At 68.9% G+C, this 23069-nt stretch carries 24 protein-coding genes; 20 read left to right on the top strand and 4 right to left on the bottom strand.

Going from position 1 to position 23069, the window contains the following annotated elements; translation table 11 throughout:
* The first annotated feature begins 348 nt into the window (after positions 1-348).
* The 9 genes from LX13_RS22300 to LX13_RS22260 all read left to right on the top strand — a co-directional run bounded on the left by LX13_RS22300 (position 349) and on the right by LX13_RS22260 (position 9176).
* A complete protein-coding gene (locus tag LX13_RS22300; protein WP_372500025.1) occupies positions 349-1317 on the top strand; it encodes an alpha/beta hydrolase in 969 nt (322 codons plus the stop codon).
* Complete coding sequence (locus LX13_RS22295) at positions 1284-2243, top strand: glucosyl-3-phosphoglycerate synthase (RefSeq protein WP_253663474.1); 960 nt, start codon at positions 1284-1286, stop codon at positions 2241-2243. Before LX13_RS22300 ends, LX13_RS22295 begins: the two co-directional genes overlap by 34 nt.
* Positions 2244-2357: 114 nt before the next feature.
* Positions 2358-2735, top strand: coding sequence for a YraN family protein (locus LX13_RS22290; RefSeq protein WP_253663473.1), 378 nt, complete (start codon positions 2358-2360; stop codon positions 2733-2735).
* A complete protein-coding gene (locus LX13_RS22285) occupies positions 2735-4246 on the top strand; it encodes a YifB family Mg chelatase-like AAA ATPase (protein ID WP_253663472.1) in 1512 nt (503 codons plus the stop codon). Before LX13_RS22290 ends, LX13_RS22285 begins: the two co-directional genes overlap by 1 nt.
* A complete protein-coding gene (dprA, locus tag LX13_RS22280; RefSeq protein ID WP_253663471.1) occupies positions 4243-5379 on the top strand; it encodes a DNA-processing protein DprA in 1137 nt (378 codons plus the stop codon). The genes LX13_RS22285 and dprA overlap by 4 nt, the downstream gene beginning before the upstream one ends.
* The gene (locus LX13_RS22275) at positions 5358-5966 is read left to right on the top strand and encodes a hypothetical protein (RefSeq protein ID WP_253663470.1); all 609 of its coding nucleotides are present in this window, start codon (positions 5358-5360) and stop codon (positions 5964-5966) included. Before dprA ends, LX13_RS22275 begins: the two co-directional genes overlap by 22 nt.
* A 40-nt stretch (positions 5967-6006) precedes the next feature.
* On the top strand, positions 6007-7287 hold the full coding sequence (locus tag LX13_RS22270) for a saccharopine dehydrogenase family protein (protein WP_253663469.1): 1281 nt from the start codon (positions 6007-6009) through the stop codon (positions 7285-7287).
* A gap of 52 nt (positions 7288-7339) precedes the next feature.
* Complete coding sequence (locus tag LX13_RS22265; protein WP_253663468.1) at positions 7340-8188, top strand: siderophore-interacting protein; 849 nt, start codon at positions 7340-7342, stop codon at positions 8186-8188.
* Between the two features lie 88 nt (positions 8189-8276).
* Entirely contained in the window at positions 8277-9176 is a 900-nt protein-coding gene (locus LX13_RS22260) for a tyrosine recombinase XerC (protein WP_253663467.1), read from the top strand.
* Positions 9177-9412: 236 nt separating this feature from the next.
* On the opposite strand, the gene LX13_RS22255 is transcribed toward LX13_RS22260, so the two are convergent.
* Positions 9413-9976: a murein hydrolase activator EnvC family protein gene (locus LX13_RS22255; RefSeq protein WP_253663466.1), complete on the bottom strand. Its 564-nt coding sequence runs from the start codon at positions 9974-9976 to the stop codon at positions 9413-9415.
* A gap of 282 nt (positions 9977-10258) precedes the next feature.
* On the opposite strand from LX13_RS22255, the gene rpsB reads away from it, so the two are divergent.
* From rpsB to LX13_RS22230, 5 genes are all read left to right on the top strand, one after another.
* The gene (gene rpsB / locus LX13_RS22250) at positions 10259-11137 is read left to right on the top strand and encodes a 30S ribosomal protein S2 (protein WP_253663465.1); all 879 of its coding nucleotides are present in this window, start codon (positions 10259-10261) and stop codon (positions 11135-11137) included.
* A gap of 200 nt (positions 11138-11337) precedes the next feature.
* On the top strand, positions 11338-12162 hold the full coding sequence (gene tsf / locus LX13_RS22245; RefSeq protein WP_253663464.1) for a translation elongation factor Ts: 825 nt from the start codon (positions 11338-11340) through the stop codon (positions 12160-12162).
* Positions 12163-12367: 205 nt separating this feature from the next.
* A complete protein-coding gene (pyrH, locus tag LX13_RS22240) occupies positions 12368-13102 on the top strand; it encodes a UMP kinase (protein ID WP_253663660.1) in 735 nt (244 codons plus the stop codon).
* 13 nt (positions 13103-13115) lie between these two features.
* Positions 13116-13673, top strand: coding sequence for a ribosome recycling factor (gene frr / locus LX13_RS22235; RefSeq protein ID WP_253663463.1), 558 nt, complete (start codon positions 13116-13118; stop codon positions 13671-13673).
* Positions 13674-13695: 22 nt separating this feature from the next.
* Positions 13696-14619, top strand: a complete 924-nt coding sequence (locus tag LX13_RS22230; protein WP_372499997.1) for a phosphatidate cytidylyltransferase — start codon at positions 13696-13698, stop codon at positions 14617-14619.
* On the opposite strand, the gene LX13_RS22225 is transcribed toward LX13_RS22230, so the two are convergent.
* Entirely contained in the window at positions 14549-15496 is a 948-nt protein-coding gene (locus LX13_RS22225) for a DMT family transporter (protein WP_253663462.1), read from the bottom strand. The genes LX13_RS22230 and LX13_RS22225 overlap by 71 nt on opposite strands.
* A 99-nt stretch (positions 15497-15595) precedes the next feature.
* Between LX13_RS22225 and LX13_RS22215 the strand changes: the two genes are divergently transcribed.
* Positions 15596-16453: a LysR family transcriptional regulator gene (locus tag LX13_RS22215; protein ID WP_301301546.1), complete on the top strand. Its 858-nt coding sequence runs from the start codon at positions 15596-15598 to the stop codon at positions 16451-16453.
* Between the two features lie 27 nt (positions 16454-16480).
* On the opposite strand, the gene LX13_RS22210 is transcribed toward LX13_RS22215, so the two are convergent.
* Positions 16481-16843, bottom strand: a complete 363-nt coding sequence (locus tag LX13_RS22210; RefSeq protein WP_253663461.1) for a LapA family protein — start codon at positions 16841-16843, stop codon at positions 16481-16483.
* A gap of 147 nt (positions 16844-16990) precedes the next feature.
* On the opposite strand from LX13_RS22210, the gene rlmN reads away from it, so the two are divergent.
* Positions 16991-18100: a dual-specificity RNA methyltransferase RlmN gene (gene rlmN, locus LX13_RS22205; protein ID WP_253663460.1), complete on the top strand. Its 1110-nt coding sequence runs from the start codon at positions 16991-16993 to the stop codon at positions 18098-18100.
* A gap of 3 nt (positions 18101-18103) precedes the next feature.
* Here rlmN and LX13_RS22200 read toward each other — a convergent pair whose 3' ends face one another.
* Entirely contained in the window at positions 18104-18388 is a 285-nt protein-coding gene (locus tag LX13_RS22200; RefSeq protein WP_253663459.1) for a DUF2631 domain-containing protein, read from the bottom strand.
* 169 nt (positions 18389-18557) lie between these two features.
* Between LX13_RS22200 and puuE the strand changes: the two genes are divergently transcribed.
* Genes puuE through ispG form a run of 4 tightly spaced genes read left to right on the top strand, consistent with a single transcriptional unit; the run spans position 18558 to position 23055 of the window.
* Positions 18558-19469 carry an allantoinase PuuE gene (puuE, locus tag LX13_RS22195; protein WP_253663657.1) on the top strand — a complete coding sequence of 304 codons (912 nt, stop codon included), beginning with the start codon at positions 18558-18560 and terminating at the stop codon, positions 19467-19469.
* The gene (gene dxr, locus LX13_RS22190; protein WP_253663458.1) at positions 19466-20632 is read left to right on the top strand and encodes a 1-deoxy-D-xylulose-5-phosphate reductoisomerase; all 1167 of its coding nucleotides are present in this window, start codon (positions 19466-19468) and stop codon (positions 20630-20632) included. Before puuE ends, dxr begins: the two co-directional genes overlap by 4 nt.
* Before the next feature lie 8 nt (positions 20633-20640).
* Complete coding sequence (locus tag LX13_RS22185; protein WP_253663457.1) at positions 20641-21855, top strand: M50 family metallopeptidase; 1215 nt, start codon at positions 20641-20643, stop codon at positions 21853-21855.
* A gap of 12 nt (positions 21856-21867) precedes the next feature.
* A complete protein-coding gene (gene ispG / locus LX13_RS22180; protein WP_253663456.1) occupies positions 21868-23055 on the top strand; it encodes a flavodoxin-dependent (E)-4-hydroxy-3-methylbut-2-enyl-diphosphate synthase in 1188 nt (395 codons plus the stop codon).
* Positions 23056-23069 lie beyond the last annotated feature (14 nt).

Here is a 23069-nt window from a genome sequence, read left to right as displayed (position 1 = left end):
AGAAGCAGTGTCCGCGTTGAATACTCGCACGGTTCCCCTCCCACGCGATAGTCAATGAGAGTACCGTGGGTGGTTCACAGCGGCAACCGATGCGGTTCGTGACGTGTGACATCCGGGCCTCGTCTGTGATGTGTCCCATGACGCGTCGATCGCAACTGTGGTCCGGGCCAGCGCGCTGCGTCGTGGTCGATCGGTGTGACCCACGTCAACTATCGTGGCGTCAGTCAGGCCGCGAGGGCGAGCCGACTTTTCACGGGGAGGATTTCCGGGGTGAGGGGTTTTCTCTCTGCGGGTACGCGACGACGAGGTCGTCGGTGGTTGGGTGTGTCGACTCTGGGCTCGCTGGCGATGGCGGTCGTGGCGACCGCGCCGATGGTGGTGGCTCCCGCGACGGCGACGCCGTTGTCGGTCGGCGGGGCGACGATCACACGGACCGTGGCGCAGGCCGACGGCGTCCGCGACGTCTACGTCCGGTCGACCGCCATGAAGGCCGAGATGCTGGTGAAGGTGCTCCCGTCGCGGGTGAACGCGGCGACGTCGCCCACGCTGTACCTGCTCAACGGCGCGGCCGGCGGATACAACGGCAGCAGCTGGTTCGACCAGACCGACGTCATCAAGTTCTTCGCCGACAAGAACGTCAACCTCGTCGTCCCCGTGGGTGGGGTGGCGAGCTACTTCACCGACTGGCGTCGAGACGATCCCAAGCTCGGTCATCTCAAGTGGTCGACCTACCTCACCAAGGAACTGCCGCCGCTGATGGATGCGGCCTACAAGGGCAGCGGCCGCAACGCCATCGCCGGCATCTCGATGGCGGGCACCTCGGTGTTCCAGCTGTCGCTCGACGCCCCCGACCTCTACCAGGGGATCGGCGCCTACAGCGGATGCGCGATGACCAGTGACCCCATCGGCCAGGCGTTCGTGAAGCTGACGGTCGCCCGAGGTGGCGGCAACACGCTGAACATGTGGGGACCGTCGAACGATCCCGAGTGGGTGCGCAAGGACCCGTACGTCAACGCCGAGAAGCTGCGCGGCAAGGCGATCTACGTGGCCGCGGGCACCGGTGTCCCCGGGCAGTACGACAACATCAACGCCCCCGGCATCAAGGGTGACGTGACCGCCCTCGCCGAGCGGATCGCGGCCGGTGCGGTCATCGAGAGCGCGACCAACTACTGCACCCAGCGGATGCAGACCCGTCTGCGCTCGTTGAACATCCCGGCGACCTTCCGGCTCAACTACCCCGGAACCCACAGCTGGCCCTACTGGCAGGACGACCTGCACAATTCGTGGCCGATGTTCGCGGCGGCACTGAACCGGTGACCCTCGGCGGCGCGATCGGCGACGGGTTCGTCACTGCCGACCGTCTCGCCGCCCGGACATGGGCCCACCCCGAGTGGTCGGTGTCCGACCTGATCGTCGCCAAGGGCGACCGATCGGTGTCGGTCGTGGTGCCCACACGTGACCACGCCGACGTCGTCGCCGATGCGCTGGACGGCATCCTTCCGCTGGTGGGGACACTCGTCGACGAGGTCGTCGTGGTGGACGCCGGGTCCATCGACGCCACCATCGATCGCGCGGAGTCCTGTGGCGTCCGGGTCGAGACATGCACCGCCCGCGACGCCGGCGATCGATCGGGCCGCGGTGAGGCGATCTGGCGGTCGCTCGAGGTCACCGACGGCGACATCGTGGTGTTCGTCGATCCACGACTCGACGCCCCGCTGGCCGCGCTGACCGGGCCACTGCTCACCGACGACCGGGTGTCGCTGGTCAAGGGGTTCCGGCGGCGGCCCGCACCACGTGACGGCCAGGCCGACAACGGTGACGGCCGGCTCACGGAACTGCTGATCCGGCCACTGCTCGCGTCCCTGCGTCCACAGCTGACCGACATCGTGTCGCCACTCGGGCGCGAGTTCGCCGCGTGCCGCGACCTTCTCGCCGCGCTCCCGATCGCGCCGGGCCCGTCGGCCGACATCGGGATCCTCCTCGACGCCCTGCGCACCCGGGGGATCGAATCGATCGCGCAGGTCGGGCTGGGGGAGGCGCAGGAGCACGATCCCGCATTGACCGAGCTCGGACCCATCGGACGACAGATCGTCGCGACCCTGATGGACCGGTCCGGTGTGGTCGACTCCGGTGCGCCCCTGACCTCCTACCGCGCGGTCGAGGGTGGGTTCGAGGCCCACCGGGCCCATCCCACGCTGCGTGACCTGCCGCCGATGGCGACGACGAACCTGACCGTCCGCTGACGTCGTAGCCGGTCTCGGCGCCGGTTCTGCACAGATCGGTTCGCCTCCGCAGATCGGTGTCGCGCGGGTGGTCGTGGCGGGATCGCGGTCGGCGGGTGCGGTCATGGTTGGTCCGTGGCTACAGCGAAGCGGGGGCGCAATCGGCGTCAGGTGATCGGGCAGCGCGGCGAGGATGTCGCGGTCGAGTATCTGTCCGGTGCGGGTTGGTCGGTGCTGGAACGCAATTGGCGGTGTCGGTACGGCGAGATCGACGTGATCGCGGTCGACGGGGCCGATCTGGTGATCGTCGAGGTGAAGACGCGCACGGGGTCGTTGTACGCAGATCCGGCGGAGGCGGTGACGTACGAGAAGTATCGCCGTCTGCGTCGTCTGGCCGGTCTGTGGTTGGCCGAGCAGGAACGCGGGTGGCCGGTCATCCGGTTCGATGTCATTGCCGTGCAGATCGATTCGGCCGGCGTTCCGAGTGTCCGGCATCTGCGTGGGGTGTTCTGATGTCGCTGGGGTGTGTGCGCTCGGTCGCGATCAGCGGTGTCGAGGGCGTGATGGTGGAGATCGAGGCGTTCATCGGCCAGGGGTTGCCGGGTGTGCAGTTGGTGGGTCTGGCCGACGCGTCGCTCAAGGAGTCCAAGGATCGGGTTCGGGCGGCGATCACCAACAGTGGGAAGAAGTGGCCGGACGGTCGGATCACGTTGAGTCTGTCGCCGGCCACGTTGCCCAAGTCGGGGTCGAATTACGATGTGGCGCTGGCGTTGGCGGTGTTGGCGGCGAAGGATCTGGTGCCGACGCATCACCTGGAGAAGACGGTGTTCATCGGGGAGTTGGCGCTCGACGGCCGGATTCGCGGAGTGCGTGGGGTGTTGCCGGCGGTGGTCGCGGCGCGGCGGGCCGGGTTCACCCACGTGGTGGTGCCGTTGGCGAACGTGGCCGAGGCGGCGTTGGTGTCGGGGATCGATGTCGGTGGGGCCGGGCATCTGTCGGATGTGTTGGGCTGGTTGGGCGGTGAGCGGGTTCTCGACACCGTCTCCGACGAGACGAGAGTCGTGGCGTCGGCGCCGGTTCCTGATCTGGCCGATGTGGTGGGGCAGGAGGAGGCGCGCTACGCGCTCGAGATCGCGGCGGCCGGGGCGCATCACCTGTTCATGACCGGCCCGCCGGGGATCGGCAAGACGATGCTGGCGCGGAGGCTGCCGGGGATCCTGCCGCCGCTGACCGAGCTGGAGTCGTTGGAGGTCACCGCGATCCACTCGATCGCCGGGACACTGCCTGCGGGGCGGCCGTTGGTGACCGACCCGCCGTTCATCGCGCCGCACCATTCGGCCTCGTCGACCGCTCTGGTCGGTGGCGGTACCGGGATGGCCCGCCCCGGGGCGGCCTCCCGCGCACATCGAGGGGTGCTGTTCCTCGACGAATGCGCCGAACTCGGCGTCAAGGCGTTGGAGTCTCTGCGCACCCCTCTCGAGGACGGCGAGACCCGCGTCATGCGCCGCGACGGGGTCGCGGTGATGCCGGCCCGGTTCCAGCTGATCCTCTCCGCCAACCCGTGCCCGTGTGCACCCGCCAATGACGTCGACTGTGTGTGTTCGGCGCAGGTCCGCCGCCGCTATCTGGGCAAGCTGTCCGGTCCGCTGATGGACCGCGTCGACATCCGCGTCCGGATGGACCCACCCGGCAACGCCGCGCTGATGAACCCGTCGGGTGAGAGCAGCGCCGATGTCCGGGCACGGGTGTCACTGGCACGACAGGCGGCCCGAGAACGATGGGCGGCCCGCGGCTGGCAGACCAACAGCGAGGTGCCGGGTTCGGCGCTGCGTCAACAGTTCCGGCTCCCGACGGCGGTGACCCGCCCGGTCGAGTTGTTCCTCCGGGACGGCCGGGTCACCGCACGGGGCGCCGACCGCGCCTTGCGACTCGCGTGGACTCTGACCGACCTCCGCGGTGGGCTGTCACCGACCGAGGACGAGGTGGCGCAGGCGCTGCTCTTCCGTGATCGGGGATACGCATGACCGACGCACAGGACGCCCTGGCCTGGGCATATCTCTCCGCGGTGGCCGAGCCACCGTCGACCCCGGTGGCCCGGCTGATCGACGCGGTCGGTGTCCGCGAAGCCGCCCGGGCGGTGTCGACCCGACGGATCCCTGACGGCCATCACGCCGTCCTGCGCGCCACCGCCGCGCGATACGAATACGACGGTGCCCAGGATGATCTCGAGACGGCCGCGCGGCTGGGCGGCCGTCTGATCACCCCTGAGGACGAGGAATGGCCGGGGTGGGCGCTGCATGCGCTCACATTGTCGGACACGGCATCGCGCGGCGGCCCGCCGATGGCGCTGTGGGTACGCGGTCAGGGGCGCCTCGACGCCATCGTCGACCGTGCCGCCGCCATCGTGGGATCCCGGGCGTCGTCGCAGTACGGCGAGCACGTCACGTCGCGACTGGCTTCAGGTCTGGCGGCCGCCGGGCGCGGCGTCGTGTCCGGCGGCGCCTACGGGATCGACGGCAGCGCCCACCGCGCCGCGCTCGCATCCGACGGTGCGACGGCTGCGGTCCTCGCGTGCGGAATCGACATCGACTACCCGAGCGGGCACGGTCGGCTCTTCGACGAGATCGTCCGCACCGGGGTGGTGGTGAGCGAGTACCCACCGGGGACCTCGGCCGCCCGGCACCGGTTCCTGACCCGCAACCGGCTGGTCGCGGCGCTGTCGAAGGCGGTCGTGGTCGTCGAGGCGGGCCGCCGGAGCGGGTCGCTGAGTACCGCGGCGTGGGCGGTCAAGGCCGGGGTCCCGGTCGGGGCCGTGCCGGGTCCGGTGACGTCGGCGACGTCGCTGGGGTGCCACCGGATGATCCGCGACGGGCAGGCTCAGCTGGTCATCGACGCCGATGACGTCGAACGACTGATCTCCCCGGACGGCACCGACACCGCGGCCGGAGCCATCACCCGCCGACCGGACGAGAAGGTGCTCGACGACATCCAGGCCCGCGTGCGCGACGCCATCCCCGGTCGCGGGTCGGCCACCATCGCCGAGATCGCCTTCGCCGCGGGCATCGAGGTCGCGCGGACCCGGCCCGCGCTGGCGATGTTGGAGACCTACGGGTTGGTCACCTCCGACGGATCAGGGTGGCGCCTGCCGGCACGCTGATGACCGGCGTTGCCGATACCGTCGAGTTCGACCTACTGCACGGCGTCGGCGTGTGTGGGGAGGAGGGCGAGACCATGGTGGCAGCCGGAGACGACCCGCTCGAGGGGGCGGCACACGCCGCGTTCGAGGTGTTCTGGTCCGACCTCGATTCCGGGACGCTGAACCGAGACGAGGCGATCGACGGCTTCGCCGCGCTGATGTCCATCGCGGCCTCGCCCTCGGACGAGCCGTCGCTTCCACCGGACTCCGACCTCGAGATCCTGCGCAACACCCCTCGAGATGCCGTGCTGGCGACGCTCCTCCCGATCGGCGGATGGGTCGTGCCCGACGTCGACTCGACGGACGGTTTCGTCGGACGGATCAGCGTCGAACTCAGCGAGCTCGCTGCCATCGCCCGCGATTTCCGACACCACATCGTGGTGGCCGGGCTGGCTGATCCGGGTGAGCTCGTCGGTCACTTCCTCATCGTGCGTACCGCACGCGGAGAGACCGTGGTGCGCGAGTTCGCTACCAGCGTGATGCTCGACGACGCGTACCGGAACACCGCCGCGGTGTGGGCGAGTGGTCGCCGGGGTCCGGTGCTCTAGAACCGACGCCTGCCGGGGGTGCGCTGACTAGGCTGGCCGAATGCGCATCCTGCTGATCGGTGCCGGTGGCGTCGGCGACGCCATCGCGAAAATCGCCGCCCGCCGCGATTTCTTCGAACTCTGCGTGGTGGCGGACTTCGACCCGGCGCGTGCCGAGAGGACGGTCGCGGCGATCGCCGAACGCACCGGTGTCGAGTCGGCGCGTCGTTTCATCGCGGCGCAGATCGACGCCTCGGATGCGGACGCGGTGACGGCGTTGGCTCGCGAACACGGGGCCACCCACGTGATGAACGCGGTCGAACCGTCCTTCGTGCCGACGGTCTTCGCCGGCGCGTTCGCGGCCGGGGCCGACTACCTCGACATGGCGATGAGTCTCAGCGCGCCGCACCCCACCGACCCGTACGCGCAGACCGGCGTGATGCTGGGGGAGCAGCAGTTCGCCGCGCACGACGAGTGGGAGTCGTCGGGTCGGCTCGCGCTCGTCGGTATGGGCGTGGAGCCGGGCCTCTCGGATGTGTTCGCGCGCTACGCGTGTGACGAACTCTTCGACACCGTCGACGAGCTCGGGACACGGGACGGCGCCAACCTCGTCGTGCGCGACGAGTCCGGGAACGAGATCTTCGCACCGTCGTTCAGCATCTGGACCACGATCGAGGAGTGCCTCAACCCGCCGGTCATCTGGGAGTCCGGCCGCGGATGGTTCACCACCCCGCCGTTCTCCGAGCCCGAGGTGTTCGACTTCCCCGACGGCATCGGCGAGGTCGAGTGCGTGAACGTCGAACACGAAGAGGTCCTGCTCATGCCCCGCTGGCTCGACGCGCAGCGGGTGACGTTCAAGTACGGCCTGGGCGCCGAGTTCATCGGGGTGCTCAAGACGCTGCACACGCTGGGGCTCGACTCCACGGCCCCGATCCGCGTCCGATCGGCCGACGGTCCGGTGTCGGTCGCACCGCGTGACGTGGTCGCCGCCGCGCTGCCCGATCCCGCCGGCATCGGACCGATCATGACCGGGAAGACCTGTGCCGGCATGTACGTCACCGGCACCAAGGACGGCGCGCCGCGGGCCGTGTACCTCTACCACGTCAGCGACAACGAATGGACGATGCGCGAGTACGGAACGCAGTGCGTCGTCTGGCAGACCGCGCTCGGACCGGTTGTCGCACTGGAACTCCTGGCCGCAGGGACATGGGCGGGAGCCGGAGTCCTCGGTCCGGAGGCGTTCGCGGCCGGTCCGTTCCTCGACCTGATGGCGCGCCCCGAGGCCGACGGTGGGTTCGGGCAACCGTGGGGACTGCGCGAAGAGACGCCCGCGACAACTTAGGGTGCCCTTTGCTGGCGTGTACGCTCGGTAACGACAGCAAGGAGAAACACCTGTGGCCAGGAAGCTCAACACGATGGTCGTCACCCGCACCGAGTGGATCACCGCGCACATGGTTCGCGTGTACCTCGGCGGACCCGGGTTCACCGAGTTCGACGCCAGCGACGACACCGATTCCTATATCAAGATCATCTTCGGCCGACCGGGGGTCGACTACCCCGAGCCGTTCGACCTCGACCGCATCCGTAGCGAGTTCGCTCCCGCCGACCAACCCGCCGTGCGCACCTACACCGTGCGGTCGGTCGATACCGAACGCGGTGAGATCGCGGTCGATTTCGTCGTCCACGGCACATCCGGCATCGCCGGCCCCTGGGCTGCGTCCGCGGAGCCCGGCGACGTCGTGCGATTCAACGGCCCGGGCAGTGGGTACCGCCCCGATCCCGCCGCGCCCTGGCATCTGATGGCGTCCGACGAGGCCGGCCTGCCCGCGCTCGCGTCGGCTCTGGAGGCATTGCCCGACACCGCGATTGCGAAGGTGTTCATCGAGGTCGCCGGCCCCGAGGACGAGTTGACGCTCGCAGCGCCCTCCGGCGCGGACATCACCTGGATTCATCGTGGCGCCGGATCGGACGAGGCCGACGACGCCGTGGCCGGCGACAACGCTCCGGTCATCGCGGCCGTGCGCGCCGCCGAGTGGCTCGACGGCGAGCCGCAGGTCTTCATCCACGGCGAGGCGCAGGCGGTCATGCACAACCTGCGGCGCTACGTCCGTAAGGAGCGCGGCGTCTCGGCCAGGAACGCGTCGATCTCCGGCTACTGGCGTCGCGGCCGAACCGAGGACGGTTTCCGTCAGTGGAAGGCCGAGTTGCGCAAGGAAGAAGAGAGCGCGGGCAGCGCCCTGTAGGGCCGTCGTCCCGCGCGCTCGGGGCACGCTTTGGTCACGGAGTGCGTGTGCGCTTGCCCCGTCGACACTTTCGACGTGAGGTGACCACGTGACGACTTCCACCCGGCTCGGCGAGTTCGAGGACTTCCTGCGCTACGAGCGCGGGAGCAGCGAACACACCATCCGTGCCTATGTGGGTGACGTCCGCGCGTTGATCTCGTTCGCGGGTGTCCGTAAGCGCGCGATCGCCGACATCGACCTCGCCCTGCTGCGCGCCTGGCTGGGGGAGTCGACGCGCCGCGGCGCCGCGCGCACGACCATCGCCCGGCAGGTGTCGTCGGTCAAGACGTTCTGCGCCTGGGCGACACGCGAGGGGCTGCTGGGCTCGGATGTGTCGATCCGCCTGCAGGCCCCGCGGGCGCACCGCACCCTGCCACCGGTGCTGACCGCGGAGCAGGCCCGGCGGGTTGCCGGCGATCCGACGCGCTCGACCAGCGACGAACCCGTGGCGATCCGCGACCGTGTCATCGTCGAATTGCTGTATGCCACCGGGATTCGTGTCGGCGAGCTGTGCGGGCTCGATGTCGGGGACGTCGACGACGGCCGCCGTGTCCTGCGCGTCATCGGCAAGGGGGACAAGGAACGGACGGTTCCGTTCGGCGTCCCGGCGGCCGAGGCACTGGACCGATGGTTGCGCATCGGGCGCCCCGCGCTCGCGAATCCTCGCTCCGGTGCGGCCCTGCTGGTGGGGGCCAAGGGCGGCCGACTCGATCCGCGGATGGCGCGCAGCGTCGTGCACACCGCGACGCAGTCGGTAGAGGGAGCACCCGATCTGGGTCCCCACGGTCTGCGGCATTCGGCGGCGACCCACCTGCTCGAGGGCGGGGCGGATCTCCGCGTCGTCCAGGAGTTGCTGGGGCATTCCTCGTTGGCGACCACACAGCTCTACACCCACGTCGGTGTCGAACGCCTCCGCGCGGTCCACCGTCAGGCCCACCCCCGCGCCTGATCCGAACCCGCTCGCCCACACGCGGGTTGGGCCGTCGTTTTCCCCCGGTGGGCCCTAGCACTCGCGGAGTGGGCCGTCGTTCGTCGTCGGTTGGGCTCCGTGGCCGCCGCCGCGGTCGCCTGGGCTCGACGCGCTCCGACAACGGCCCAACACGGAGAAACGAGGGCCCAACACGGAGAAACGAGGGCCCAACACGAAGAAACGACGGCCCAACGCGGAGGAACGGCCCACCACGGTCAGGCGTCGCCGGGCTGGAGGGGTTTGAGTCGCACGCGACTCACTCCGAGCAGCGCCAGGGGATCGAGGTACCGGGCTCCGGACCCCGCGCCCCGGCGCGCGCCCCAGTGCAGACAGACACCGACACAGCCTGCGTGACCGACCACGAGCGTTCCCAGCGGATCGCCGCGCGCCACCGGCCGACCCGCCGTCACCAGCGCCTCCACCGGTTCGTAGGTGGTGAGGATGCCGTCGGCATGGCGCACCGACACCACCTGTTTGCCTGCGACCTCCCCGGCGAAGTTCACGACCCCACTGCCCGCCGACCGGACGACTGCACCGGCGGTGGATGCCAGGTCAACCCCGCGATGACCCGACATCCACCGCTGTTCGGGTGGGTCGAAACCGCGCACCACCGACGGTCGCGGCGCCAACGGCCAGGTGTACTCACCGGTGGCCGCCGAACCGCCCGACGCCACGAGCCCTGACGCGACGACACCCGTCCCCACGAGACCCGCCACGACCGACGCCGTGAGCAGACGCGTCGCGAGTTCCCGCAACCGCACGCCGATTCGACTGTCCATCGTGCTCAGACGTGCCCCGTGACCTCGCGGTTCCATCGCGCCGTCACGGATTTCTCGTGCACCCGTCGACGTGCGTAGACTGGCCGATGCGCTTCACCCGGCGGGTGGAGTGACTTCGCACGCCTGCGAAACCGTCTGCACCCCGTCATCGGGGATCGGAGACGGTGCCACCGACCAGGCGGTCCCGAACTCACACGAGTCCGGGTTCTGGTCGGCGTCAGGCGTCAGGGTCGGTCGCACCTGCGACCGACGAGGAAACTGCACACAGGAGAGAACACACACATGGCAGTCGTGACCATGAAGCAGCTGCTCGACAGCGGCGCTCATTTCGGGCATCAGACCCGTCGTTGGAATCCCAAGATGAAGCGATTCATCTTCACCGATCGCAACGGCATCTACATCATCGATCTGCAGCAGACGCTGACCTACATCGACAAGGCCTACGAGTTCGTCAAGGAGACCGTCGCCCACGGCGGCACCGTCCTCTTCGTCGGCACCAAGAAGCAGGCGCAGGAGTCCATCGCATCCGAGGCGCTGCGCGTCGGCATGCCGTATGTGAACCAGCGCTGGCTCGGTGGCATGCTCACCAACTTCTCCACCGTCCACAAGCGTCTCCAGCGCCTCAAGGAGCTCGAGACCATGGAGCAGACCGGTGGCTTCGAGGGTCGGACCAAGAAGGAAATCCTCATGCTCACGCGTGAGATGACCAAGCTCGACCGCACCCTCGGTGGCATCCGGGACATGGCTCGCGTTCCGTCGGCCGTGTGGATCGTCGACACCAACAAGGAGCACATCGCCGTCGGCGAGGCTCGCAAGCTGAACATCCCGGTCATCGCGATCCTGGACACCAACTGCGATCCCGACCTGGTCGACTACCCGATCCCGGGCAACGACGACGCGATCCGCAGCGCTGCGCTGCTGACCCGCGTGGTCGCCTCGGCCGTCGCCGAGGGCGTCCAGGCACGTGCCGGACAGAACACCGCCGGCGACACCAAGCCCGAGTCGGGTGCCGGTGAGCCGCTGGCGGAGTGGGAGCAGGAACTGCTGACGCAGGCCACCGCCCCCGCAGGCGCCGAGGCTGCTGCCCCGGCTGCCGACGCCGCACCCGCGGAGGCCGCACCGGCCACCACGACCGAGGCACCGGCGGCCCCGCAGGCCTGATCACCTGTCGGCGAGCCACCTGCTCGCCGTCATCGACGTGCACGACGTCGCCGAGGTGACCACCTCGGCGACGCGTGCGCCCGGACTCGACTCGCGAGGCGTTCTCCACACCGCCGCCCGCGACATCCGACACGGCGATGCGGCCCGCGTTCACCCGCGTGGTCCATCGCCCACCGAAGATCTAAGGAGGCTCGCCACCGATGGCGAACTACACCGCCGCTGACGTGAAGCGGCTCCGCGAACTGACCGGCTCGGGCATGCTCGACTGCAAGAACGCGCTGGCCGACAACGACGGCGATTTCGACAAGGCCGTCGAACAGCTCCGCATCAAGGGCGCCAAGGACGTCGGCAAGCGTGCCGAGCGGTCCACCGCGGAGGGCCTCGTCGCCACCCGCGACGGCGTGATGATCGAGATCAACTGCGAGACCGACTTCGTCGCCAAGAACGAGGAGTTCCAGAAGCTCGCCGACCGCATCGTCACCGCGGCCGCCGAGCAGAAGACCGGCGACCTCGACGCCCTGGCTGCCGCGAAGCTCGACGACAAGACCGTCGCCGACGCCGTCGCGGAACTCTCGGCCAAGATCGGCGAGAAGCTCGAACTGCGTCGCGTCGTGTCCTACGACGGCCCGGTCGCGAGCTACCTGCACAAGCGGGCGTCGGACCTGCCGCCCGCCGTGGGTGTGCTGGTGTCCTACACCGGTGACGGACCCGAGGCGGCCGAGGCCGCTCGCGGTGCCGCCATGCAGGTCGCCGCACTCAAGGCGAAGTACGCGACGCGCGACGAGGTCCCCGCCGACGTCATCGAGTCCGAGCGTCGCATCGCCGAGCAGACCGCTCGCGAGGAGGGCAAGCCCGAACAGGCCCTCACCAAGATCGTCGAGGGTCGCGTGACCGGCTACTACAAGGACGTCGTCCTCGTGGACCAGTCCTCGGTGCAGGATTCGAAGAAGACGGTGAAGTCCGTGCTCGACGCCGCAGGCGTCACGGTCGTGGCCTTCACCCGCTTCGAGGTCGGCCAGGCCTGATCACACACTGACAACCCCGGTGAGCATGAAGTCGCTCGCCGGGGTTGTTTGTGTCCGGCCCGCGATCGTGAGATCCCGCGCCGAGGGGCACCGGTGAGTGTGATCGCCACCGCCTGCACCGCATAGGATCACCGAGGGCGAACCTCCTCCCTCGCCCCGGCGTGGGGCAGAGGCGAGGACAACGAAAGGTGTCGTAGTGACCGAAGTGGGTGACCCGGGATCGACCGGTGACCGTCCGGGCTTTCGCCGGGTGGTCCTCAAGCTCGGTGGCGAGATGTTCGGTGGCGGCAAGGTCGGACTCGACCCCGACGTCGTCGCCACCGTCGCCGCGCAGATCGCCGAGGTCGTCCGTACCGGCGTCGAGATCGCCGTGGTCATCGGCGGCGGCAACTTCTTCCGCGGCGCCGAACTCCAGCAGCGCGGTCTCGAGCGGTCCCGTTCGGACTACATGGGCATGCTCGGTACCGTGATGAACTGTCTTGCCCTCCAGGACTTCCTGGAGAAGTTGGGCATCGTCACCCGCGTGCAGACCGCCATCACGATGGGGCAGGTCGCCGAGCCGTACATTCCGTTGCGCGCACAACGCCATCTCGAGAAGGGTCGTGTCGTCATCTTCGGTGCCGGCATGGGCATGCCGTACTTCTCCACCGACACCACCGCCGCGCAGCGCGCACTGGAGATCAAGGCCGAGGCGGTGCTGATGGCCAAGGGTGTCGACGGCGTCTACTCGGCCGACCCGCGCATCGACCCGAACGCGACGCTCTACCGCGAGATCAGCCACCGCGAGGTGATCGAGAAGGGGTTGGCCGTCGCCGATTCCACCGCGTTCAGCCTCTGCATGGACAACAAGATGCCGATGCTGGTGTTCAACCTCCTGGTGGAGGGCAACATCGCCCGAGCGGTCGCGGGTGAGAAAATCGGAACCCTGGTGACCACCTGATGGAGGAGAAGTCGTGATCGACGAAGCATTGTTCGACGCCGAGGAAAAAATGGAGAAGGCGGTCAGCGTCGCCAAGGACGACATGGGTGGGATCCGCACCGGTCGTGCCAACCCCTCGATGTTCAACCGCATCGTCATCGACTACTACGGGGCGACGACGCCGATCACCCAGGTGTCGTCCATCAGCACCCCCGAGCCACGCATGGTCATCATCAAGCCGTACGAGGCGGGCACGCTCAACGACATCGAGACGGCAATCCGCAACTCCGACCTCGGCGTGAACCCGACCAACGACGGCAACATCATCCGTGTCTCGATCCCGCAGCTCACCGAGGAACGTCGACGCGAGCTGGTCAAGCAGGTGAAGTCGAAGGGCGAGGACGCGAAGATCTCCATCCGCAACGTCCGACGGAAGGCCGTCGACGAGCTCAAGCGGATCCAGAAGGACGGCGAGGCGGGCGAGGACGAGGTCGGCCGCGCCGAGAAGGATCTGGACAAGACGACCGCGGGCTACGTTCATCAGATCGACGAACTCGTCAAGCACAAGGAAGGCGAGCTCCTCGAGGTGTGAGACCCCGGGCGACTCGAAACGAATGGACAGACAGGATCGACCAGTGACGGACACGGATCCGACGGCGGGACCGCCGTCGTCACCCCCGGTGACGACGGGCGGCGATGCCGCGGCCCCGGAGCCGAAGAAGTCTCGCGCCGGCCGTGACCTGCCTGCCGCGATCGCGGTCGGCGGATCGCTGGGCGTCGGGGTCATTCTCGTCCTGGTGTTCATCCCGAAGGTCTGGATCGGCGTGGTCGCGGTATCGCTCGCGGTCGCCATGTGGGAGGTCATCAAGCGGCTGCGAGCGGGCGGGTACGACGTCGGCGTCGTCCCGCTGCTCGTGGGCGGCCAGGCGATCATGTGGACCAGCTGGCCCTACGGCACCGACGGAGCACTGGTGTCGTTCGTCGCCACGGTTCTCGTCGCGATGATCTGGAAGTTGTTGTCGGGGGGCATCACCGACCCGCCGGTGAACTATCTCCGCGATCTCGCGGTGACCGTTCTCGTGCTCGCGTGGCTCCCGCTGCTGGCGTCGTTCGCGATCATGATGGTGCTGCAGAGCCACGGGTGGGCACGTGTGCTGACCCTGATGATCGTCGTGGTGTGCTCCGACGTGGGCGGTTACGCCGCCGGGGTGCTCTTCGGCCGGCATCCGATGGTGCCCGCCATCAGCCCCAAGAAATCCTGGGAGGGGATGGCCGGTTCGCTGGTCTTCGGCACCGTCGGCGCCGTCCTCGTCATCACCTACCTGGTCGACGCCCACTGGTGGATCGGGTTGGTCCTCGGGCCCGTGTTGGTCGTCTGCGCGACCCTCGGCGACCTCGTCGAATCCCAGGTCAAGCGCGATCTCGGCATCAAGGACATGGGCACCCTGCTGCCCGGCCACGGCGGGATCATGGACCGACTCGACTCGATCCTGCCGTCTGCGTTCGTGGTGTGGGCGATCCTGGGCGCCCTGCTGTAACCGACACCGTCGAATCGGCCGTCGGTCGGACGCTCCGGCCGATGACCAGGGCGGCCGCGCCGAGCACCAGGCCGACGTAGACGCCGACGTCCGGGCGCTGCCCGAGCATTCCCCACCCCATCACCGCGGCGACCGACGGGATCACCGTGAACAGCATCGCGGCCTGAGCCGCGCCCGCCTGGTTGACCGCCCGCATGTACAGGGTCGTGCACAGCGCGGACGAGAACAGCACCATCACCGGGATCACCCACGCCGCCCGCAGCGGGTCGGTGATGGCCTCCGGTGTCATCGCGGCGATGATCGCCACCGGCACCGCCGCGACACCGAGCTGGACGGCATTGGCGCTGCGGACGTCGACGTCGGAGCAGAAGCGTTGTTGGTACAGGCCGCCGAGGGACAGACCGAGGACGGCGACGAGGGTCAGGGCGACACCCGCGTCGAGCGGGCCGGTCGTGGCGACGCGTTGTGCGCAGGCGGCGACGACCGCGGCGACCCCGATCGCCAGACCCAGGATCTGACGCCGCCCGAGGTGGGCGCCGAGGATCGGACGGGCCAGCACCGCCGTCACCACCGGGTTGAGTGCGATCAGCAGGGCCGCGATCACCGACGGGACACCGAGTTCGAGGCCGATGTAGAGGCAGCCGAACTGCACGCCCTGGGTGAGCAGGCCGGCCACCGCGACGTGCGCGAGTTGACGTCCCCGGGGGAACCGGGCGTGCGCGACGGCCGCCGCGCCGCCCATCAGCAGCGCCGACAGCACGAACCGGAACGTGAGCAGGAGCATCGGTGACATCGCCGTGATCCCCAGCGCGCCCAGGGGATAACCGAACGACCACAGCACGATGATCGAGCCGCCGAGTGCAGGTGAGATCCGCATGCTCATGAGCCTGACAAACGACACGTGTCGCTGTCCAACAACGATCGGCGATCGTGATCGATCGCATTCGCTGATCGTTCACGCGCTATCGTGGTGGCCATGAGTGCGACCCTCGACATCGTCCCGTTGCGCAGCCTGGTGGCCGTGGCCCGCTGCGGCGGATTCCACCGCGCAGCACAGGCGCTGCACCTCACCCAGTCCGCGGTCAGTCAGCACGTCCGGCGACTCGAGACCGCGACGGGTGTGGCGCTGGTGGAGCGGCGCGGCCGGACCATGGCGTTCACCCGGGCGGGGGAGGTCCTGCTCGTGCACGCCGACGCGATTCTCGCTGCGCACGACACCGCGCTGCGGGCGGTGTCGGTCCAGGCGAGCGAGACGGTGTCGGTGGCCACCACCGAACACGCGGCCGATCGTCTCATCCCCGCCCTGACCGGTCTGCTGCGCGAACGCCTCCCCGCCAGTCGCGTGCACTTCCGGGTGGACCGCAGCGCACGGGTGCTCGCCGGTCTGGACGACGGGAGCGTCGACATCGCGGTGTTCCTCGACCTCATCGGCGCCGACGACGATGCCCCGGTGATCCCGGTGCGATGGTTCGCCGCTGCTGATCTCGACCTCTCGACCGTCTCCGAGTTGCCCGTGATCCTGTTCGACGACCCGTGCGCGCTGCGCACGCCGTCGGTGGAGACGTTGCGCGCCGCGGGGATCGACTGGCGGGTGGTCGCCGAGAGTCAGGACCTCGCCGGGGTCACCGCCGCGGTCCGGGCCGGGTTGGGAGTAACCCTTCTGCCGGTGATCGACGGTGTCCCCGACGGGATGCGACTCGTGCTCGACCTCCCGGAACCGCCGCCGTTCACCCTGCGTGTGCGGACGGGATCGGCGCTGCCCGAGGCCATCTCGGAGGCCGCACGGTCGGCGGTCGCCGACATCGCCGGCCAGGGCGCCGTGGTCCACGCCTGACCGACGACCCCCGCCCGCCCGAGGAGGTCAGGCCTTGCGGACCGCGCGCCGGATCTGGAACATGCGCGCGCCACCGACCACCGCGGTGATCAACGCGCCCGCGATCGCGGCGATCAGCAGGCTCACACCCTGGGGGAGGTTGACCTCCCAGAAGAACAACTGGATCGTCCGGCTGTCGAGGTTCTGCAGGATGAAGACCAACAGCAGGATCAGGATGACCGCCCCGACGATCACCCCCACCCACGCCGATTTCGTCCGCGTGTGCTGGACGTCGCTGAGCGCCTGCTTGACCGAGTCGCGGTGATCGGCTGCGGGCAGCCCCGCATCGGTGGAGCCGCTGGTCTCGACCGGCTGTGGATCCTTGCCCGCCACGGGTTCTTGGTTCGTCATGGACACATCATCGTCGATTCGCCCGGCGGAGTGGGAACGATTCCGCGCGCGTCGGGACGCAATCGGACAATCGGGGTACCGGCCGACCTGCGGCGGCGCGGCGGGAGTCGATTGGATTTCCGTCCCGAACTGCGAGACCGTTGACCCATGCCTGGTCCCGACCTCCCGTTGGTGTTCGACGCCCCCAAGCGGGGGCGTCCGCCGACCCACCTCGCGGACCTCGATCGCGCGCAGCGTGCCGAGGCCGTGCAGAAGCTCGGGCTGCCCGCGTTCCGCGCCGATCAGCTGGCCCGTCAGTACTACGGTCGGCTCGAGGCCGACCCGGCCGCGATGACCGATCTGCCCGCGGCGGTGCGCGCGACGGTCGGACAGGAACTCTTCCCGACCCTGATGACGCCGATCCGTCACATCGCCTGCGACGACGGGACCACCCGCAAGACGCTGTGGCGCCTGCACGACGGCACCATGCTCGAGTCGGTCCTCATGGGCTACCGCGACCGCACCACGGTCTGCGTCTCGAGTCAGGCCGGCTGCGGTATGGCGTGCCCGTTCTGCGCGACCGGGCAGGGCGGTCTCGACCGGAACCTGTCCACCGCCGAGATCGTCGACCAGGTGCGGGCGGCAGCACGTGCGGTGGCCGACGGTCAGCTCCCGGGAGCCCGTCGACTCTCCAACGTGGTGTTCATGGGGATGGGCGAACCGCTGGCGAACTACAACCGCGTGCGAGATGCCGTGCTGCGCATCACCTCACCCGCGCCCGAGGGCCTCGGGATCTCGCAGCGATCGGTGACCGTGTCGACGGTGGGGCTGGCCCCGGCGATCCGCCGCCTGGCCGACGAGAAGATGCAGGTGCGGCTGGCGGTGTCGCTGCACACCCCCGACGACGAACTGCGCGACACCCTGGTCCCGGTCAACAACCGGTGGTCGGTGGAGGAAGTGCTCTCTGCCGCACGGTATTACGCGGACGTGTCCGGTCGGCGCGTGTCGATCGAATACGCACTCATCCGCGACATCAACGATCAGCCGTGGCGCGCGGACCTGCTCGCGAAACGACTGCGGCAGCACCTCGGACACCTGGCGCACGTGAACGTGATCCCGCTGAACCCGACACCGGGCAGCGAGTGGGACGCCGCCCCCAAGCCGGTGGAACGCGAGTTCGTCCGACGGGTCAACGAGGGTGGGGTGCCGTGCACCGTCCGTGACACGCGCGGTTCGGAGATCGCCGCGGCGTGCGGACAGCTCGCGGCCGAGGGCTGAGGGTCAGTTCTTCCACTTGCGACGACCGAGGTACAGGTCGCGCAGCAGGATGAACCACAGCACCGCGGCGAAGCCGATCAGGTAGAGATCCTCGACCCGGCTCTCGTGGTTGCCGATGAGCATGGCCAGCAACGCGATCCCGCTGACCCATCCGCCGATCCGCATCGCGGTCTTCGATTCCCCGTGCCACCCGAAACGGGCCGACGGCGCATCGGCGGGCTCGTGGGCCCAACCGGTCACGGCGACCTCGGAGTGGGACTTCGAGTGCTCGACCTCGCTGCTTGCCACTGGCGTTCTCCTCATTCTCCGACGTCGCGCCGCTCGCGTGGGCGTCAACGATGGCGCGTAGTAGGCACAGCATATCGCCGTCGTGTCGGGGGCTGCAGTCGAGGATGGCCGGTGTGAGAATGACCGGGTGTCGCTGTCGAGATATCGGTCCGAGAACTATCCCCGCGACATGGTCGGGTACGGCCAGCACCCACCCGACCCGAAGTGGCCCGACGGTGCCGCGATCGCCGTGCAGTTCGTCCTCAACTACGAGGAGGGATCGGAGAACAACGTCCTCGAGGGCGACCGGGGCAGTGAGACGTTTCTCTCGGAGATGTCGGGCGCGGCGTCCTATCCGAACCGGCACCTCAGCATGGAGTCGCTCTACGAGTACGGCTCCCGTGCCGGCGTGTGGCGGCTGCTGCGGGTGTTCGAGCGCCGCGGGATCCCCCTGACGGTGTTCGCCGTCGCCCAGGCGATGGCCCGGAACCCCGAGGTCGTCGCGGCCTTCGCCGAGCGTGGCGACGAGATCGCCGCACACGGTTTCCGCTGGCTGAACTACCAGCTGATCAACCCGACCGTCGAGCGGGCGCACATGACAGAGGCGATCGACCTGCTCACCGAGATCACCGGCCACCGCCCGCTCGGGTGGTACACCGGCCGCGATTCCCCCAACACCCGCCGCCTGGTCGTCGAGCAGGGCGGATTCGTCTACGACTCCGACAGTTACGCCGACGACCTCCCGTACTGGGTGCGGGTCCCCGACGGTGCCGGCACCGACGTCGAGCACCTCGTGGTGCCGTACACCCTCGACACCAACGACATGAAGTTCGCGTCGCCCATCGGCTTCGCGACCGGCGACGATTTCTACACCTACGTCCGGGATGCGTTCGACGTCCTCTACGCCGAGGGCGCTGCGGGTGCACCGAAGATGCTGTCCATCGGGCTGCACTGCCGCCTCGTCGGTCGCCCTGCCCGGATCGCCGCCCTCGAGCGGTTGTGCGATCACATCCAGTCCCACGAGCGGGTGTGGATCACCCGGCGCATCGACATAGCCCGGCATTGGCACGCCCATCATCAGCCGACCACAATGACCCGGTGACCATCCGCGTACTGATCCTCGGTTCCACCGGGTCGATCGGAGTCCAGGCCCTCGAGGTCATCGCCGAACACCCCAACCGGTTCGAGGTGGTCGGTCTCGGCGCGGGTGGATCGAACATCGACGCCCTCGCGCGACAGATCACCGCGTTCGGGATCGTGTCGTCCGCCGTGGCCGTCGCCGACCCGGCCGGTGCCACCGAACTCGAGCGCGTCCTCGACATCACCGGGGTCCTGCGGGGCGACGACGCCATGTGCGACCTCATCGCATCGGTGGAGGCCGACGTCGTGCTCAACGCCGTCGTCGGGTCGCTCGGTCTCCGGCCCACCCTCGCCGCGTTGAACTCCGGGGCCCGACTCGCCCTGGCCAACAAGGAATCCCTGGTCGCCGGCGGCTCGCTCGTGCTCGCCGCGGCGGCACCGGGGCAACTCGTGCCGGTCGACTCCGAGCACTCGGCCATCGCGCAGTGTCTGCGCGGCGGCACCGCCGCCGAGGTCGACCGCCTGGTCTTGACGGCCTCGGGCGGCCCCTTCCGTGGACGGACCGCCGCCGAACTCGTCGACGTCACCCCCGAACAGGCGGGCAAACATCCCACGTGGGCGATGGGCCCGATGATCACGCTGAACTCGGCGACGCTGGTCAACAAGGCGCTCGAGGTCGTCGAGGCGCACCTGCTCTTCGACGTCGCCTACGACCACATCGACGTCACCGTGCACCCGCAGTCGATCGTGCACTCGATGGTCACCTTCGTCGACGGCGCGACCATCGCGAAGGCCTCGCCACCGTCGATGAAGCTGCCCATCGCGCTCGCGCTGGGATGGCCCGACCGGGTCCCGGGCGCGTCGAGCGCCTGTGACTTCTCCACGGCGTCGGCGTGGACGTTCGAACCGGTCGACAACGACGTGTTCCCGGCGATCGACCTCGCCCGCGCGGCCGGAACCCGCGGCGGGTCGCTGACCGCGGTGTTCAACGCGGCCAACGAGGCCGCGGCCGACGGATTCTTCGCAGGTGCGATCACGTTCCCGCGCATCGTGGGCATCATCGGCGACGTCCTCGCGCAGGCGGACGAGTGGTCCGCGACCCCGGGTACCGTGGAGGAGGTTCTCGCCGCCGACGACTGGGCTCGTCGGCGGGCCGCTGAACTCGTCATTCGGTCAGAGAGGTAATTGCTCCGGTGGTCTTCGTTGTCGGTGTGCTGCTGTTCGCGCTGGGATTGTTGCTGTCCATCGCGTGGCATGAGTGCGGTCACATGTGGGCTGCGCAACGCACCGGCATGCTCGTACGGCGGTATTTCATCGGTTTCGGCCCCACCATCTGGTCGTTCCGGCGCGGCGAGACCGAGTACGGCATCAAGGCGCTGCCGTTGGGCGGCTTCTGCGACATCGCCGGTATGACCACCTACGACGAGATCGCGCCGGAACAGGCCCACCGGGCGATGTACCTCCAGAAGGCGTGGAAGCGCTTCGTGGTGATGATCGCCGGGCCGATGCAGAACTTCATCCTCGGCTTCGTGCTCATCGTGATCATGGCGCTGAGCGTGGGCCTGCCCGACCTCAGTCCGCCGCCGACACCGTCGCGGGTCGGTGGCACCGACTGTGTCAGCGCCACCATCGCGTCGGACGGCACCTCGTCGCCGTGCGTCGGGACCGGGCCCGCCGCGGCCGCCGGACTCCGCGCGGGGGACGAGATCGTCGCGGTCGGCGGCCAACCGGTGAGCACGGCCTCCGAGCTGAGTCCGGTCATCCAGAAGAGCACCGGTCCGGTCGTCCTCACCGTGCTGCGCGACGGTGCCCGGTTCGACGTCACCGTCACCCCGCAGCCGGTGACGGTCCCCGACACCGAGGCCGGTGCGGGCGCGACGAAGACGGTCAACCAGATCGGCATCGCCTATCCGCGAACGGCGGGCTACACCCAGTACTCGGTGATCGGCGCCATACCCGGTGCGGTGGTGTTCACCGGCCAGCTCGCCAACGCCACGTGGGACTCGCTGCTGTCGCTGCCGTCGAAGGTGGGTGCACTGTGGACCTCGGTCACCGGTGGTGAGCGCGCCGCCGACACCCCGGTCAGCGTGTACGGGGCCAGCGTCATCGGTGGCGACCTCGCCGAGCGGGGTCAGTGGGCCGCGGTCCTGCTGCTGCTGATCAGCATCAATTTCTTCCTCGGTCTGTTCAACCTGGTCCCGTTGCTGCCGCTCGACGGCGGGCACATCGCGATCATCGGATACGAGAAGGCCCGCAACACGATCCGCGCCCGCCTGGGCAAGGTGGCCAAGGGGCCGGTCGACTACATCAAGCTGATGCCGGCGACGTACGTGGTGCTCGCGATCATGGGCAGCTACATGGTCCTCACCCTCACCGCCGACATCATCAACCCGATCAAACTCTTCTAGGAAGCGACAGCCATGAGCAGCGACTCCACATCCGGCCCGATGTCGATCGGCCTCGGCATGCCCGCGGCACCGCCGCCGGTGCTCGCACCCCGACGCAAGACCCGCCAGATCCAGGTCGGGACCGTCGGTGTCGGCAGCGACCACCCGATCTCGGTGCAGTCGATGACCACCACCAAGACCCACGACATCAACGCCACGCTGCAGCAGATCGCCGAGCTGACCGCCTCGGGTTGCGACATCGTGCGGGTGGCCTGCCCCCGGCAGGAGGACGCCGACGCGCTCGCGATCATCGCGAAGAAGAGTCAGATCCCGGTCATCGCCGACATCCACTTCCAGCCGCGCTACATCTTCGCCGCCATCGACGCCGGCTGCGCCGCCGTGCGCGTCAATCCCGGCAACATCAAGGAGTTCGACGGTCGCGTCAAGGACGTCGCGCTGGCCGCCAAGGACGCGAACATCCCGATCCGTATCGGCGTCAACGCCGGATCGCTCGATCCGCGACTGCTCGCCAAGTACGGCAAGGCCACCCCGGAGGCGCTCGTCGAGTCGGCGCTGTGGGAGGCCGGCCTGTTCGAGGAGCACGGCTTCGGCGACATCAAGATCTCGGTCAAGCACAACGACCCGGTGATCATGGTGGAGGCCTACCGTCAGCTCGCCGCGCAGTCGGACTACCCGCTGCACCTCGGTGTCACCGAGGCCGGCCCGGCGTTCCAGGGCACCATCAAGTCCGCCGTCGCCTTCGGTGCGCTGCTGTCGGAGGGCATCGGCGACACCATCCGTGTCTCGTTGTCGGCGCCGCCCGCCGAGGAGATCAAGGTCGGCGACCAGATCCTCCAGTCACTCAACCTGCGACCCCGCAAGCTCGAGATCGTGTCGTGCCCGTCGTGTGGTCGCGCGCAGGTCGACGTCTACAAGCTCGCCGACGCGGTGAGCGCGGGGCTCGAGGGCATGGAGGTGCCGCTGCGTGTCGCGGTGATGGGATGCGTCGTCAACGGACCCGGCGAGGCACGTGAGGCCGACCTCGGTGTCGCGTCGGGCAACGGCCGCGGACAGATCTTCGTCAAGGGCGAGGTCATCAAGACGGTGCCCGAGGCCGAGATCGTCGAGACCTTGATCGAAGAAGCACTACGCATTGCGGCCGAATCGGGGGAGACTGGACCCGAGGCGACCACCGGATCGCCGGTCGTCAGCGTCGGGTGACCGTCCGCTGCACC

The organism is Williamsia maris, assembly GCF_024171815.1.
In the GTDB taxonomy this organism is placed as follows: Bacteria; Actinomycetota; Actinomycetes; order Mycobacteriales; family Mycobacteriaceae; genus Williamsia_A; species Williamsia_A maris.
This window is presented reverse-complemented; position numbering and strand designations above follow the sequence as displayed.

What these genes read in the sequence shown, in the direction of transcription:
- tsf (WP_253663464.1), top strand. Translation starts at nt 11,338, where the DNA reads ATGGCGAACTACACCGCCGCTGACGTGAAGCGGCTCCGCGAACTGACC.
- LX13_RS22210 (WP_253663461.1), bottom strand. Translation starts at nt 16,843, where the DNA reads ATGACGAACCAAGAACCCGTGGCGGGCAAGGATCCACAGCCGGTCGAG.
- ispG (WP_253663456.1), top strand. Translation starts at nt 21,868, where the DNA reads ATGAGCAGCGACTCCACATCCGGCCCGATGTCGATCGGCCTCGGCATG.
- LX13_RS22285 (WP_253663472.1), top strand. Translation starts at nt 2,735, where the DNA reads ATGTCGCTGGGGTGTGTGCGCTCGGTCGCGATCAGCGGTGTCGAGGGC.
- rlmN (WP_253663460.1), top strand. Translation starts at nt 16,991, where the DNA reads ATGCCTGGTCCCGACCTCCCGTTGGTGTTCGACGCCCCCAAGCGGGGG.
- LX13_RS22225 (WP_253663462.1), bottom strand. Translation starts at nt 15,496, where the DNA reads ATGCGGATCTCACCTGCACTCGGCGGCTCGATCATCGTGCTGTGGTCG.
- puuE (WP_253663657.1), top strand. Translation starts at nt 18,558, where the DNA reads ATGGTCGGGTACGGCCAGCACCCACCCGACCCGAAGTGGCCCGACGGT.
- LX13_RS22255 (WP_253663466.1), bottom strand. Translation starts at nt 9,976, where the DNA reads ATGGACAGTCGAATCGGCGTGCGGTTGCGGGAACTCGCGACGCGTCTG.
- LX13_RS22270 (WP_253663469.1), top strand. Translation starts at nt 6,007, where the DNA reads ATGCGCATCCTGCTGATCGGTGCCGGTGGCGTCGGCGACGCCATCGCG.
- LX13_RS22230 (WP_372499997.1), top strand. Translation starts at nt 13,696, where the DNA reads ATGGACAGACAGGATCGACCAGTGACGGACACGGATCCGACGGCGGGA.
- dprA (WP_253663471.1), top strand. Translation starts at nt 4,243, where the DNA reads ATGACCGACGCACAGGACGCCCTGGCCTGGGCATATCTCTCCGCGGTG.
- rpsB (WP_253663465.1), top strand. Translation starts at nt 10,259, where the DNA reads ATGGCAGTCGTGACCATGAAGCAGCTGCTCGACAGCGGCGCTCATTTC.
- LX13_RS22215 (WP_301301546.1), top strand. Translation starts at nt 15,596, where the DNA reads ATGAGTGCGACCCTCGACATCGTCCCGTTGCGCAGCCTGGTGGCCGTG.
- LX13_RS22300 (WP_372500025.1), top strand. Translation starts at nt 349, where the DNA reads ATGGCGGTCGTGGCGACCGCGCCGATGGTGGTGGCTCCCGCGACGGCG.